The following is a 15033-nucleotide window of genomic DNA, read 5'->3' on the forward strand; positions in this document are numbered from 1 at the left end:
ATGTCGCGCCCGACATCCTCGAAAACAGAGCGATCTTCACGGCCCGGCAGCAGGCTTCGGCGCCTGGATCGGGGATATCACAGGGGTCTGGATGGTTCCGCCGATGAAGAAGCGCAAGGGTGCAGTCAGCGCCTCTGATGGGCTGGCGACGGCGGTGAGTTCACCCGTCAACGCCAGTGCCAGCGGTCCGAGCGGAACGATGCCGGAAAGCTGCAGGTTCTCATCCTGTCCAGACAACTGCGCCTCATCCAATTCCGCCACGCCATTGGCAATTCGTGCGGTTAAATCGAGCCGGTCGAAATCGAGCCCGCCGTCGCCGGCCGTATCAAGTTGGAAATAGGCGCGATCGGTAGCCAGTCTGCGTAAGCCGTCGGCATCGAAATGGCGCAGCGTGCCGTCGGTCGCGGACATCCGAAGCTTGCCGGAAATCGCGTCAGGTTTGCGGCGCCAGTCGCCGGGCGGCAGGGTGAGATGCAGGTCTATGGAACCGGTGCCGGTCGGGTAGGGGCCGGTGAGGCCCAACCCCTCAAACAGCTCGCCGAACCGCGCATCGTCGATCATCAGCACCAGATTGCCACCCGCATCGTCCGCACCGGGTCGGGCATTGATCCGCGCACTCAGCGTCCCGCCTAACAGCCGCGCATCGCCGATAACCAGAGCGATCTCGTCCTCGCGCCCGATCAGGCTCGCCCCGACATCGGCGAGGGTGAAGGGTGCAAAGGTCGCTCGCGCGGCGGAAATCCGGATGTCGAGATCAAGCCAGCGCAGGATGCTCGGCAGCCGCACGACGACAGCATCCCCGATCGGCACCGCGAGTGCTTCCAGCAGGTCGTCCAGTTCAAGGTCGTCGATTGCCAGCGTGCCGCTCAGTCGCGAGCGACCATTGGCAACCGGCTGCATGGCAATGAGTCCTGTACCCTCGCTGTCATTGACGCGAAAACCCAGTGTCTCGAAGCGCCATTCTCCGGCATCCTCCTGAATGGTCGCCGTCAGACTGAAGCGGTTCCAGCCTTCCGTTCCGGCAAGCCGCATGCCGAGAACACGGGCAAGTGCAGAAACATCGCTGACGTCGATCTGCACCGAATTCTGCCCTGAGAGGCCGCCGGACAGGCTCATCGCGCCGTCGAGTTTCAGAGAGGCGGCTGCAAGGCTTGCCTGGAGTCGTACCGGGGCTTCGTCGCCCTTGATCAGCAGCAGGGGAGCAGGGCTGTCAAAGTCGAGGTTCAGGTCCTGCCCCCGCAGTGTCATTGATGCCGCCCCGGAAAGGGGCGTTGCAAGCCTTGGCCATTCGAGCGTGGCATTGACCGCACTGAGCACGGTTTCAGTTCCGTCGCGCAAGTCGACGATCGTCACCTCGCCATCGGTGACATCGACGGTGCCAACCCTGGCATCGTTGGAATCGGGAAGTGCCTGCCCCCCATCGGCGGACGGCTTGACGGCGCGAACCGCTTCGCTCAGCAGACCCTCGTTCGTCCAGTCGAGCCGCCCCTCGGCATTGCGTTCGATGCGGATACGGGGACGCTGAAAGCGGAATTCGGTAAAGTCCGGCTGGCCGCTCAACGCCGAGAAGAAGCTGAAGCTTGCCTCGAGTGCATCGATCTCACCAAGCACCTGCCGGCCGGAGCCAGTGCCACGGCTCACCGTGACGCCAACCAGCGTCACTTGCGGTTCGGGCCAGAAGCCGACCTCGGAGATCGACGAGATGAAGACATCATGACCCGTCCAGCGCGAGATCGAAGATGCAAGCGCGCTGCGCACGACGGTGCTGGAGATCATGTAAGGGGCTGCAACGCGCAAGGCGATGAAGCTGACAAGGCCGATCGTGGCAAGCACAAGCACGAGGCGCAGCAATCTGCGTCCCCGCAGTCTCGTGCGGCCGTTCCGCGCTCTGCCCTTTCGGCGTCTTGCTACCATGCATGGTCCCCTTGCAGGAGATAAGGCCTGGGTCTGGCCCCGGGCGCGGTCTCTCGCCGCAACTCGATCCGCCACTACACGAAATGTCCGGATGGGGCAAACGTCGCCCTTGCGCCGAGGAAGCGGATCGCATTCTATCGCAGTGCGGTATTGCCATATCACGGGTGGATGGAGGAGATGCACATGACCGGACAGACCCCGCTCTGGACCCCGACGGATGCCTTCAAGGAAGCTCAGCCGCTTACGCACTTCATGCAATGGTGCGTAGCGGAACGCGGAGCACCTTCAGCGGACTATGAGGCTTTTCATCACTGGTCTGTTGATGCGCGCGAGGCCTTCTGGTCCGCCATCTGGGATTATTGCGGTGTCGTTGGCGAAAAAGGCAGCCGGTTGCTCGAAGACCATGGCACCATGCTCGAGGCCCGCTTCTTTCCGGAAGCCCGCCTGAACTTCGCCGAAAACCTGCTTGCCCATGCAGGCGAAGGTGACGCGCTGATCTTTCGCGGCGAGAACAAGGTCTCAGACCGGTGGTCCTGGCAGCGCTTGAGCGCCATGGTCTCGCGGCTGCAGCAGGCCATGCAGGCCATGGGCATCGGTCGCGGCGACCGTATCGCAGCGATGATGCCCAATATGCCCGAGACCATTGCCCTCATGCTGGCCGCGACCTCGCTCGGCGCCATCTGGTCGTCCTGCTCCCCGGATTTCGGCGACAAGGGTGTACTTGATCGCTTCGGCCAGATCGAACCCAGTCTATTCATCACCTGTGACGGCTACTGGTACAACGGCAAGCGTCAGGACGTGGCCGACAAGGTGGTGACGGTTTCGGAAGAACTCGGGGTCCCCGTCCTCGTCATTCCCTATGCGGGCGATACAAACGCACTGCTGTCGCGACTGGCAAATGGCCGAAGCCTCGACCAGTTCGTTTCCGACTACTCGGTCAAGGACATCGTCTACGAGCGGCTGCCCTTCTCCCACCCGATCTACATCCTGTTTTCCTCGGGCACGACCGGAATTCCGAAGTGCATCGTGCATTCGGCCGGCGGCACACTCCTGCAGCATCTGAAGGAGCAGCGGCTGCATTGTGGCCTGACTGCCGGCGAACGGCTGTTCTACTTCACCACTTGCGGCTGGATGATGTGGAACTGGCTCGTTTCCGGCCTTGCCTGCGGCGCCACGCTCTGCCTCTATGATGGCTCGCCCTTCTATCCGGATGGCAATGTCCTCTTTGACTTTGCCCGCGATGAGGGCTTTGCGATTTTCGGCACCTCGGCGAAATACATCGACGCCGTGCGCAAGGGCGGCTTTGTACCGAAGGCGAGCCATGACCTCACCAAGCTCAGGCTGATGACCTCGACCGGATCGCCCCTGTCTCCCGAAGGTTTCACTTTCGTCTACGAGGGTATCAAGGACGATATCCAGCTTGCCTCGATTTCCGGCGGAACGGACATCGTCTCCTGCTTTGTGCTCGGCAATCCGCTCAAGCCCGTCTGGCCGGGAGAGATTCAGGGGCCTGGGCTCGGGCTTGCTGTCGATGTCTGGGACGATGACGGAAAACCCGTCCGAGGCGAAAAAGGCGAACTGGTCTGCACCCGGGCCTTCCCGTCAATGCCGGTCATGTTTTGGAATGATCCCGATGGTGCTAAATATCGCGCTGCCTATTTCGAACGTTTCGACGATGTCTGGTGCCATGGTGACTTTGCCGAATGGACGGAGCATGGGGGCCTTGTCATCCATGGTCGGTCGGATGCCACCCTCAATCCGGGCGGCGTGCGCATCGGCACTGCAGAAATCTACAATCAGGTCGAGCAGCTCGACGAGGTGGTGGAATCGATCTGCATCGGCCAGGATTTCGACGACGATGTCCGGGTCATCCTTTTCGTCCGGCTCGCTGAGGGCGTGACGCTCGACGCGAACCTTGAGGCTAAGATCAAGACGAAGATCCGCACCGGCGCCTCGCCGCGACATGTACCGGCGAAGATCATCCAGGTGGCCGATATCCCTCGGACGAAATCCGGCAAGATCGTCGAGCTTGCCGTGCGCGAGGTTGTCCATGGTCGTCCCGTGAAAAACAAGGAAGCTCTCGCCAATCCCGAGGCGCTGGACCTCTATGCGGATCTGGACGCTTTGCGCCGCTGACGCGATCGTGTGTCGGAGTTGATCGGTTTGAGCGCCAATACCTCAAATCTGGGGTGATATGGATCACATTCCGGTAAGCTTCTGTTAATAAACCTACGGCATCTTGGGCGCAACTACAGGGTGCCGGAGTGTCAGGACGGTGTCGCAGAACGCCAAACGCTCTCCAGGTCCACTTCTTGGTTCGACAGCATGAAATTACGGGGCGGCGAAAGCCGCCCTTTTTTTGTTCTTTTGACCGCCGGTCAGCCCTGTTCGTCGAGCGATCTCGACACAAGGATAACCGGAATAAGTCCGGCGAAGATGATGATGATCGCCGCGACAGACGCACTCTGCGGCATGCCGCGCGAGGCATCTTCATAGACAAGCGTCGCCAGGGTGTTGAAATTGAACGGCCGGAGCAGAATCGTTGCTGGCAACTCCTTCAACGCCTCGATGAAGACGAGAAGTCCAGCCGTCAGAACGGCAGGCTTCAGATTGGGCAACAGGATTTGCCGCAAGGTTTGCGGTCCCGTGCGTCCGAGCGTCCGCGCCGCCATGTCGAGATGCGGTGAGAGCTTCTGGAAGCCGGCATCGAGCGTGCCTTCCGCCATAGTCAGAAACCGCACGGAATAGGCATAAACGATGGCAAAGCCAGTGCCGGAGAGCAAGAGCCCGCTCGACATGCCAAGTGTCTGGCGCAGAAGGCCGTCGACAGCATTGTCGAGGCTCGCAAGCGGAATCAGCACGCCAATGCCGAGCACGGTGCCCGGAATGCCATATCCGAGCGAGGCGATCCGGCTGGCGGCGACGGCAATCCGCGATCGGTCGGTGCGCACCGCATAGGTCAGCACGAAACCGATGACCACGGTGATGACTGCAGCCGCACCCGCCACCAGCGTCGAATGCCACAAGGCGTCGAGAAGCCGCGGCTCAAGAAAATCGTCGAGCCTTCGCAGCGCAAAGCCACCGAGCACCAGGACCGGGATGAAGAAGCCGACGAGGATAGGGAAGATGCAAAAGGTCGCGGCCAATATCCCCTTGAGGCCGGTCAGCTTCAGCCGCACGGTATTGGCAACCATGGCCGTGGTCTTGTGGCTGGCAAACCGCTGTCGCTTGCGCGCATGGCGTTCGACCATCAACAGCAGAACGACGATGGCCAGCATGAAGCAGGCGATCTGGGCCGCACCGGCCAGACTGCCGCGATTGAGCCAGGTGTCGTAGATCGAGAAGGTTAGCGTCTGCACGCCGAGATATTCGACGGCCCCAATATCGTTCAGCGTCTCCATCATGACCAGCGTCAGGCCAATCATGATCGCCGGCCGCGCCATCGGCACCTGAATGCGGGCAAAGACCCGCAAGGGACCGGCACCCAGTGTCCGCGCAACATCGGCTGCGGCGCGTCCTTGCATCAGGAACATCGAGCGACAGGCGAGATAGACGTAAGGATAGAGGACAGCCGACATCACCAGCACCGCGCCTGACAGCGAGCGGATGTCGAAGAAACTGTAGTCCCGCGCCGAGCGGAAGCCGAACAATGCCCGATAAGCCGTCTGCAAAGGCCCGGTGAAATCGAAGAATTCACCGAAGGCATAGGCTGCCAGATAGGATGGGATGGCCAGCGGCAGAACGAGTGCGGGCGAGAGCAGCCGCCGCAGCGGAAAGTCGCAGGATGCGACCAGCCAGGCCGTGCCGATACCGAAGATGGCGGTGGCGATCCCGGTGAATACAAGCAGCCAGAGGGTTCTGAGGCCGGCTCTCGGGATGACGTTCAACAGCACATGCTGCCAGTTCTCTGGGTCGGCGGTCATGCCGATGACGAAGATCGCCGCGATTGGCATGAAGACGATGGCCGCGGCGACAAGCGCCAGACGCGTTGCATGCGCCGTCTTGCGGCGCGCCGGTTTGATCGCGGGCGCTACGCCCGAACGCATGTCTGTCAGCAAGCTTTCGGTCCTTGCGAAGGCTGGTTTGACCTTCCTCTAGCGGAAACCGAGGAGGATGCAAACCGCGCCGTCTGTCGCGGTTCATAAGCGGCGGATTGAGCCGACTGGCAGATTCCTGAAAACATGCTGGTGGTCTGCACAAAATCTGCAAGCCGCAGGTGCAGGTTTCCCTCATGACCCAGCCACACACCCCATCTCCCGTCACCGCTCCCGCACTGCCGCACAGCCTCCTCAAGGACGGTTGGTGGATCACCGAGGAGATCCTGTCGCCAACAGACCGACCAGAACCGCAGCGTCCGCCGCTGCGTCTTGTCTCGTCGCTTCAGAAGGGAAGGATTGCACCATGCTGACGCATGCCCCAGCTTCGAAACATCTGTCATTTAAACGGCCGGTGTTGATCGCCCTTGTCTTTGCCGTTACCGCCTCGGATATCCTGCTTTTCGACCAGCAGGACGGGCTGAATGTCTTTCTCTGGTTCCTGACGGTTGGTCTTTGCCTTCTCCTGGCGGCCCGGCGCGGGCTGCGCAAGGAGACGGTGATCCTGGCACTCCTCGTGCTTGGGGCCATCGCGCCCCTCATCGAAACACCCTCCTGGCAGGCAGTAAGCGTCGCCGCCGTCGGTCTTCTGCTCTTGTCTCTGTCGACATCAGACCTGCTGCCGAACGCGCCCTCGGCCATCCCGGCCGTTGCCGCAAGGGTCTTGCTCAAGGTGCCGGCGCGTTTCCTCCGAGGGATCGGTCGGGTGACGCTGCCGCGGCCGGACTCGGTCTACCGGAACGGGTTTGGTCGCGAACTGCGCCTCTGGATCATGCCCCTCATATTCACCCTGATCTTTGTCCTCCTCTTTGCCAGCGCCAATCCGCTGATCGAGAAGGCCCTGGCCTCGATCAGTCTTGATGCTCTGCTGGCGCTGTTCGACACTGAGCGCATTCTGTTCTGGAGCATGATGGCAGGTCCGATCTGGATCCTGCTCCGGCCGCGCCTTGCGCGTTGCTGCCGGAAAAAGCAGAACGAAGCGGAGGGGCAGGCACAGTCGAGACTGTTCAACGAACCCTCCCTGCTGCGCGCTCTGATCCTGTTCAATCTGCTGTTCGCGGTGCAGACAGTCCTTGACGTCACCTATCTCTGGGGCGGGGTGGAATTGCCGGAAGGCATGAGCCATGCGGAATACGCCCATCGCGGATCTCATCCGCTGATCGTCACCGCCTTGCTAGCAGGCCTTTTCGTTCTCCTCGCCCTGCGCCAAGATGCAAGCGGGCCCCGTGCCGACCTCATTCGCCGGCTCGTCTATCTGTGGATCGCTCAGAACATCCTGCTCTGCCTGTCGGCCATTCTGCGCCTCGACCTTTATGTCGAAGCCTTTTCGCTGACCCGGATGCGGGTGGCGGCTGGCCTATGGATGCTGCTTGTGGCGGTCGGCCTTGGCCTGATCATCCTGAAGATCTTCCTGCGCAAGACCAATGCCTGGCTGCTCGCCACAAATGCCGCAAGCCTGCTCGTTCTGTTTTATGCCATCGCGGTCACCGACATCCCGGCCTATGTCGCCAGCTACAACCTGACCCATGCCCGCGAAGTGGATGGCAATGGCGAACCGCTCGACATTGACTATCTCACTTCACTGGGACCCACTGCCTTGCCCGCAATCGACGCCTATCTGGACACGCCAGGGGCGGAGTCTCGTGACCTCATCCTGTTCGCTCGTCTGAAGCAGCAGCGCAGCTACCTGTTCTCAAGGGTCGATCGTCGACCGCGGGATCTGCGCAACTGGACATGGCGCATGCACCGGTTGGAAAAATATCTCGCCGCCCGCACCAGCGTCGAATAGAAGGCAATCATGGGATGAACGACAGGTTGTCGAGGGGGAGACACAGGCACGATGCAGCAGATACTCGTGGTCGATGACGAGCCGCATATCCGCGATGTCATCTGCTTTGCCATCGAGCGGGCAGGCATGCATCCGGTCGTCGCCCGCACCGGCGGCGAGGCCGTGACCGCCTTTCGGCGCGGCAAGATCGATCTCGCCGTTCTGGATATCGGCCTACCTGATATCGACGGGCTTGAGGTCTGCCGCGAGATCCGCAAGACCTCCGCCCTGCCGATCCTCTTCCTGTCCGCCCGTGACGAGGAAATCGACCGCATCCTCGGTCTCGAAATGGGTGGTGACGACTATGTCACCAAGCCATTCAGCCCGCGCGAACTGGTGGCCCGCATCCGCGCCATCCTGAAGCGCAGTGGCGCTGGCCCCCTCGCACCGGAGCGCAGCGTCGTCCTGACGGTTGGTTCGGTAACGCTGGACCGCGAAGGCCGGTCCGTCTCCATGGCGGGAACGCCGATTGCGCTGACTGCCATGGAGTTTGCCATACTGGAAGCGCTGATGGCCCGACCGACCATGGTCTTCACCCGCGAACACCTGATGCAGGCGGCTTATGGCGTCGGAATACATGTCGCTGACCGCACCATCGACAGCCATATCCGCAACATCAGGGCCAAGTTCGCCGAGGTCGCCCAGGTTCCTGTCGTCGCCACCGTCCATGGTGTCGGCTTTCGCTTCGAGGCGGTGAAGGGAGACGCCTGATGCCCCGCCTCGACATTCGCGCGAAATGGCGCCCCCCTCTTGCGCTCGTCATCTATTCGGTCCTGATCACGGTCATGACAGTGCCTGTGCTGCTGCTCATCTGGTTTCGGCCGGCAACGCTGGATCTCAGACCGGTGGCCCCGGCCGAGATCGGCGCTCTCGTATCGGTCGTGCTTTTGACCCTGGTTGTCGGCTTCGTGCTCGTCCGGGCCATCAAGGCGCCACTCGATGCGCTGGTCCGCCGCACGCAGGAGATCGCCTCGGATGGTCGTGATGCCATCATGCCGCTCGACAGCTACGGCACGCGGGAGGTCGCCGCGCTCGCTCAAAGCTTCTTTGATCTTGCCGGTGATCTGGTGGAGCGCACGGATTATGTCCGCACCTTCGCCGCCCATGTTTCGCATGAGCTGAAGTCTCCGCTGACCGCGATTGCCGGTGCCGCAGAACTGCTGCGTGAGGCCGAGACAGACGAGGCGCCAATGACGCCTGCCCAGCGGCGTCTCTTCCTCGACAACATCATGGCTGACGCCCGCCGGCTTGACCGGCTTCTGGTGCGCCTTCGAGACCTGGCTCATGCGGAAACGCCGATTGCGGCTGGATCGACAACACTGTCTCAGATCGTCGCCGTTCTCGAAGCCCGGTTTCCCGAACTCGTCGTCAGGTCCGTTGGGGAAACGGACCAGCTCATTGCTCTTCCGCTGGAGGCTGCCACCATCGCCTTCGTCAATCTCGCCGAAAACGCGCTTCAGCACGGGGCAACGCAGCTGGATGTGACCGTGCTGGAGACGCCGGATCACCTCTCGATCTTGGTCACCGACAACGGTACGGGCATTCTACCCGAGATCGAACAGGCGATCTTTCGGCCCTTTTTCACGACGAGAGCGGATGACGGTGGAACCGGCATGGGGCTCAGGATCGTCGAAGCGCTGCTCGCGGCCCATCGCTCGGATATCCGCCTGACGAAAGCTGGCACGCGCGGTGCCGCATTCGAGATCCGGATCCGCCGCGTCGCTTAAGCCGCCTCAACCCTGGCCATCTCTTCCGATGAGAAGCAGGCTCTGCCCGCCTTACCGGCGAAAAGCAGTGATGCTCTCACCAATCAGCCGAATGCCGAGCGCGCCGATCACAGCCCCGGCCAGCCGGTCCACCCACACCTTCCATTTCAGATAGGCCCGCTGCGAGCGATGGGCGGAGAAGGCGAGCGCCACGATCAGATACCAGCCGGCTTCCACGACGAAGACGAGTGGCGGTAGCGCGATGAGCACGGCGGTTGGCGGTGCTTGTGGCATGAGCGCTGCAAAGATGCTGGCATAGACCACCGCCGTCTTCGGATTGCTGATCTGCGTTGCAAAAGCCACCAGCATGGCTCGGAGTGGCGAGAGCTGCTTGCCTGATCCTTCGTTTACCGCGTCAGTCGCCCCGTTGGTGGCCATTGCCAGCGGCTCGCTTGCACCGCGCCAGATGACGATGCCGAGATAGACCAGATAAAGTCCCCCAGCGCATTTCAGCGCGAGATAGAGCCAGTCGACCTGCTGGAGGAGTGCGACCAGCCCCGCCAGCGCCAGAACCGCGAATAGCGCGCCGCCAAGTCCCATGCCGATGGCTGTCGCAATGCCGTGCAGGCGGGAATGGGCCACGGAAATCCGGGAAACGAGAACAAAGCTCGGCCCCGGGCTCATGGCGCCGATACCGATGGCAAAAAGGATTGCGCCAAGAATTGCGAAGGATGTCATGAGCGTCTCCCGCGTGGATCAGGGCTACGGTCGGGTGCTGACCGCAATCGAACTCTACCAGAAGTCGGTGCAGCCTCGCAAGGTTCGCGCTGTCGATGCAGGCGGATATGTCAGTCCGCCAGCACCCGGGGTGAAGGGAAGGTGATTTCCACCAGCGTGCCCTCATTCGGCGTTGAAGAGATCGCAAACTGCGCCCGGTTCGCATCCACCATCGCCTTGGTCAGCGGCAGTCCGAGGCCGGTGCCATCACCCCGATTGCGCGGCGTGCCGGTCGAGACCTGGCGGAAGGGCTTCATCGCCTGTTCCAGCTCCCCGCGCGACATGCCGATGCCCGTGTCCCTGATCCGCAGCACCACGTTCCCATTCGGCTCATAGGCGGTGGATACGATGATCTGCCCGCCAGACGGGGTGAAACGGATGGCATTCGCCAGGATGTTGAGCACGATCTGCTTGATCGAGCGATCATCCGCCACCACGCTGGGCACGGCCTGCGACAGCGCGGTCCGGATGATCACGCGCTGGCTATTGGCCTGCGGCTGGACGATCGAGACGGCAGCCTGCACGGTCTCATTCAGCCCGACGGAGGAAAAATCGAGCTCCATCTCGCCCGCCTCGATCTTCGAGATGTCGAGAAGGTCGTTGACGATGTCGAGCACGTGCCGGCCGGATCGCACGATGTCATGCGCATATTCGCCGTAACGCGGATGCCCGACGGGACCGAAATGTTCATTGGCCATCATGTCGGCAAAGCCGATGATCGCATTCAGCGGCGTGCGGATTTCGTGGCTGACGCGTGCAAGGAAATCGGTCTTGTGCGCATTGGCCGTTTCCGCTGCGCGCTTGGCGTTGCGCAATTCGTCCTCGGTCCGCTTCCACTGGGTGATATCGCGGATCACGGCACAGTAGCCGTTCGACGAGTTCAGCGTGCCGATCGTCATGAAAAGCGGAAGGAAGCCGCCAGAGGCCTCGCGGCCGATCACTTCGCGGCCGTCATTCAACACGCTTGCCACGCCATGGCCGGACAGGCCGCTCAGATAGTCGAGGATCGACTTCTGGCTTTCATGGGCAAACAGCATCACAAAGGGTTTGCCTCGGGTTTCCATGTCATCGAAATTGAAAAGCGCACTGGCCGCCCGGTTCATCGAGCGGATGTCGCCGTCGGAATCGAGGATCACCACGCCGTCGGTCGCCGTTTCAAGAATGGCCCGTAGTTCTTCCACTTCCACCTTCAGACGCGCGACTTCGCCCGGCTGTGCGGATGCCGGTATCGTTGTCTGTGCGGCAGGCTGTATCGGGGCGGCTGCGCGGGGCGTGTCCGGGTTTGCTGCCGACTGGGCAATCAGCGCCAGCATCAGGGCGCTTGCCTCGTCGAAGCGCACGGATTGAAGGCGTGCGCTGACCGGCACCACGGTGCCATCGGCCCGGATCGCCGTCATGGCGCCAGCCCCGTCACCCGGCTCGTCGAGATCCTGCCGAGCGATCAGGGCATCGAGACCACCTGCGGCCTCAAGATCGGCCAGCGATGTGTAGCCCGTCAGCGAGAAGAATTCCGGATTGGCGTGGATCAGCCGGTCGCCAACATGCACCAGCAGAGGCACGGGCATCAGGTCAACGACATCGGCAGTCAGGCTGCGCTCGCGTCTTGCAGGCAGCAGGCCGACGTCGTGCTCCATCGGTGGCGCGTCAGCTGCCATAGCGGCGTCTTCCGCCACGTCGGGGGCGTCGATAGACGTTGCCTCGGCCGACATGGCCCGGACTGTGTCGCGTGTATCTTCGCCAACCTCAGTCTCAGTCTCAGTCTCTGCTTCAGCCTCGTTTGCGAGATCCGGTTCCGACACAGGCAGAGGCGAACGCTCGGTCACGGGCGCGATGCCGGCATCCTTGTGACCGCGCAGGGCAGGGGGCTCGGCCGGGCTCGGCGAGAGCGATTCCTCGACATGGGCACGAAGGCCGATCGGATCGAGCTTGCGGGCGATCTCACGGAAAGCCGCCTGTTCACCGGGTGAAAGCGCGTCCTTGCCCCGTCGGCGTTCTTCCAGCTTCACGACCTTGTCGAAAGCCGGCTCAGCCCGCGTTTCCATGATGCGCAGGACTGGCGGCTCGAAGCGCATGTCCTCGTCCGATGTTGAGCTGTCCTCTTCGTCCGGCGCAGTCGAGGTCTGATCCTCAGCCGTATCGAGATCGGCGACGTCGGACGAGCGATCCTCATCCGTCGGCTTCGCTGCGCTCAGGCCCTCATCGGCCTGCTCATCGTCTTCATCGTCATCTGCCTCGACACTCCAGAGCCGGTCCAGCGCCTCTGCAGCTTCCTCTTCTTCTTCGGCGGTCACTTCTTCCGGTGCATGGCGCTCATCCTTTGACAGGTCTGCCAGGAAGTCGTCGAGCGCGGCTTCGTCGTCCTCAGCGCCGGACGCCGTCTGCACGAAGGTGAGACCAGTCGCCGTTGGGTCTTCCACGGCATCGGCCACACGCACAATCCCAAAGCCCCGGAAACCGTCGAAGTCGCGATTGCGGGTGTAGGTTGGCAGGGCAGCCAGATCGACCGGTACCATCAGGCTGGTGCCCTGCACCGGCCAGTAGATTGTTTTGCCGGACCAGGTGTCGCGCTTTTTCAGAAGTTCGCCGATCTTGCCATCGGGATCGAGGCTGAAAAGAGCAGCGAGATCGGAGAAGGCCACGCCATTGATATCGGAGGCATGCGGACCAACCGCCTGGGCAAATTCCGGGGATACGTCGCTGAAGCGCCCGCTTTCGTCGATCTTCCAAACGAAGCGAATGGCGCGCCGGTCGCGTTCGAAGACGAAGTCGTCCCCGACAACTCCAGCGGTATTGACGGAGCGAGCGGTCGCAGCGACGGGGCGCTCCACCGGTGCGGCCTCTGCGATGGCGACAGGTGTCTTGGCCTCGGCATCCGGTTCCGCCATATCGGGCGTCTCGGCAGAAGCGCTTTGCGTGTCTGCGCCCTCGTCGTCTTCGGCAGCGCCTTCCTCGACAGTCCAGAACGCGCCGGCGTCAAGCTCTTCGGGCGACGGCAGGTCAAGGTCCGCCGTCTCGGTTGCCTGGGCAAACGCCTCTTCGCCGTCATCCTGCGGCTCGATTTCGTCAATCTCCTCGATCGCACCAAGGGCGTCCATGACACTGTCATCGGGGGGGGGGACTGGCTGTTGCTCCGACCCGGTAGCCAGCGAGGCAATCTCGTCGCCCGGCAGATCGTTGTTGGCCAACTCAGCAACCTCAAGAGGCGTTATTGCCGGCGACAGGTTTGCATCAAGCGGGGTGGTCACCGGTGCGGTCGCCGCGCCGTCACCATGGGTGTCGACGGTGAAGAGCAGATGGATCGCCGGATCATCCGAGAGCTTGCCGATTGCCGCCGGCAGATGACCGCGGCCTGTCGGGATGGGGCGCTTGACCAGGCGCTGCTGGTCTGCGGCAACAAGGCCGATCAGCATGCGCATGGTCTCGTCGGTGATCTGCAGTGTGGCGAAATCGGGCGAGGCTGCGATGATGGCGCCGTCGCCGTCGATCACGGCCATATGGGTGTCGGGATCGTCGAAGCCGGCCATGAGCTCGCGCGCCCGGGTCGAGACGGAGCCGAGCGGCCCGGCCGCCGGCAGGGCGAGAAGGATGAGCGGTTCGCCGCGAAGATCGACGCGCTCGACTGTCGCCTGCACCGGCACAGTGCGGAAGCCGGCATTGACGCGCAGCATCAGGCCACGGCTGTCGCCGGTCTTCGACAGTGGTCTCGCTGCCGCCTCGATCTGGCGGAAGCTGAGGTCGTTGCGGTTCGGGCCTTCCTCGAGGAAGTCGTAAATCGAGCTCTGGCCGAAGAAGCGAGCGCCTGCGCCATTGCACCAGACCACGCGTGACAGCGAACTCGCAAACAGCACAAGCGCTTCGCCCCGCGCCAGGCGCGGGCGAATGAGGTCATGCACAGCCACATCGATGAATGGGTATTGAGCGGGCATTGCCAAACCTGTCGCTTCCGAGCAGTCGAACCAAATTAACAGATTTTTAATAGCTAGACAGGCCCCGGGGGTCCACAAAGCCCCTAGCCTTTCAATGGATAAGGTTAATTCGGCCGGGTTACCCACATCGAATTTTAGCTATTGTGCACCGCACAATCATATTGCAATGCACAATAAGCGGTGCTATATAAGGAGCATCACAGAAACTAAGGGTCCGAAACAGGGCCGTCAGCAATGAGGAAATGCGCCATGAACACCAAGGATGTATTCTCGTTCTCGAGCTTCGACCCGTCCAAGATGCAGGAAAGCTTCCGTGACTTCGCCGAAAAGGGCGCTGTCCAGTCGAAGGAAGCCTATGCCAAGATGAAGGCCGCGACCGAGGAAGCCACCAAGACCGTGGAAGCCACCGTCGAGACGGTTCAGGCCGGCACAGTCGAGCTTGGCCTGAAGGCCATTGACGCGCTGCGCACCAATGCCGACCTGTCGCTGTCGCACATGGAAGCCCTGCTCGGCGTCAAGTCTGTTGCCGAACTCGTCGAGCTGCAGACCGCCTTTATCCGCAAGCAGGCCGAAGTGACAATCGAACAGGCCAAGTCGATCCAGGAAACCGCCAAGAAGGTTGCCGAAACCGTCGTCAAGCCTGGCAAGGAAGCTGCCGAAAAGGCGATGTCCGCTTTCAAGGTCGCCTGAACGGCACGCCGTCGAAATCCTCCCAAGTCTGAAGGGTCGGGTCTTGTACCCGACCCTTTTCATGTCACGACGAGAAAAGGGCTTGAAAATTTCAGCCA

The 15033-nt window shown here is 62.0% G+C and carries 10 protein-coding genes; 6 read left to right on the forward strand and 4 right to left on the reverse strand.

The window, feature by feature from the left end; translation table 11 throughout:
- Positions 1-36: 36 nt before the first annotated feature.
- Positions 37-1851, reverse strand: a complete 1815-nt coding sequence (locus ACSV9I_RS05325) for an AsmA family protein (RefSeq protein WP_438327774.1) — start codon at positions 1849-1851, stop codon at positions 37-39.
- A gap of 315 nt (positions 1852-2166) precedes the next feature.
- Between ACSV9I_RS05325 and ACSV9I_RS05330 the strand changes: the two genes are divergently transcribed.
- Positions 2167-4050 (forward strand): acetoacetate--CoA ligase, encoded by a 1884-nt coding sequence (locus ACSV9I_RS05330; protein WP_438328516.1) that lies wholly within the window; start codon positions 2167-2169, stop codon positions 4048-4050.
- A 242-nt stretch (positions 4051-4292) separates the two neighbouring features.
- On the opposite strand, the gene ACSV9I_RS05335 is transcribed toward ACSV9I_RS05330, so the two are convergent.
- Complete coding sequence (locus ACSV9I_RS05335) at positions 4293-5960, reverse strand: ABC transporter permease (RefSeq protein WP_438328517.1); 1668 nt, start codon at positions 5958-5960, stop codon at positions 4293-4295.
- A gap of 355 nt (positions 5961-6315) precedes the next feature.
- Here ACSV9I_RS05335 and ACSV9I_RS05340 point away from each other — a divergent pair, with 355 nt between their 5' ends.
- From ACSV9I_RS05340 to ACSV9I_RS05350, 3 genes are read left to right on the forward strand one after another with little or no spacing between them, the layout of a single operon-like run.
- Positions 6316-7797: a DUF4153 domain-containing protein gene (locus ACSV9I_RS05340; protein ID WP_438327775.1), complete on the forward strand. Its 1482-nt coding sequence runs from the start codon at positions 6316-6318 to the stop codon at positions 7795-7797.
- 51 nt (positions 7798-7848) lie between these two features.
- Positions 7849-8547 (forward strand): response regulator, encoded by a 699-nt coding sequence (locus ACSV9I_RS05345; protein ID WP_438327777.1) that lies wholly within the window; start codon positions 7849-7851, stop codon positions 8545-8547.
- Positions 8547-9563, forward strand: a complete 1017-nt coding sequence (locus tag ACSV9I_RS05350; RefSeq protein WP_438327778.1) for a sensor histidine kinase — start codon at positions 8547-8549, stop codon at positions 9561-9563. The genes ACSV9I_RS05345 and ACSV9I_RS05350 overlap by 1 nt, the downstream gene beginning before the upstream one ends.
- Before the next feature lie 51 nt (positions 9564-9614).
- Here ACSV9I_RS05350 and ACSV9I_RS05355 read toward each other — a convergent pair whose 3' ends face one another.
- The gene (locus tag ACSV9I_RS05355; RefSeq protein ID WP_438327779.1) at positions 9615-10280 is read right to left on the reverse strand and encodes a LysE family translocator; all 666 of its coding nucleotides are present in this window, start codon (positions 10278-10280) and stop codon (positions 9615-9617) included.
- Here ACSV9I_RS05355 and ACSV9I_RS05360 point away from each other — a divergent pair.
- Positions 10279-10425 carry a hypothetical protein gene (locus ACSV9I_RS05360; RefSeq protein WP_438327780.1) on the forward strand — a complete coding sequence of 49 codons (147 nt, stop codon included), beginning with the start codon at positions 10279-10281 and terminating at the stop codon, positions 10423-10425. The genes ACSV9I_RS05355 and ACSV9I_RS05360 overlap by 2 nt on opposite strands.
- Here the strand turns inward: ACSV9I_RS05360 and ACSV9I_RS05365 are convergent.
- Positions 10391-14245: an ATP-binding protein gene (locus ACSV9I_RS05365; RefSeq protein ID WP_438327781.1), complete on the reverse strand. Its 3855-nt coding sequence runs from the start codon at positions 14243-14245 to the stop codon at positions 10391-10393. The two genes, ACSV9I_RS05360 and ACSV9I_RS05365, sit on opposite strands and share 35 nt — an antisense overlap.
- Positions 14246-14494: 249 nt before the next feature.
- Between ACSV9I_RS05365 and ACSV9I_RS05370 the strand changes: the two genes are divergently transcribed.
- Complete coding sequence (locus tag ACSV9I_RS05370; RefSeq protein WP_054160078.1) at positions 14495-14935, forward strand: phasin; 441 nt, start codon at positions 14495-14497, stop codon at positions 14933-14935.
- Positions 14936-15033: the final 98 nt, after the last annotated feature.

Origin of the sequence: Rhizobium sp. G187, assembly GCF_051549525.1 — a bacterium.
In the GTDB taxonomy this organism is placed as follows: domain Bacteria; phylum Pseudomonadota; class Alphaproteobacteria; order Rhizobiales; family Rhizobiaceae; genus Allorhizobium.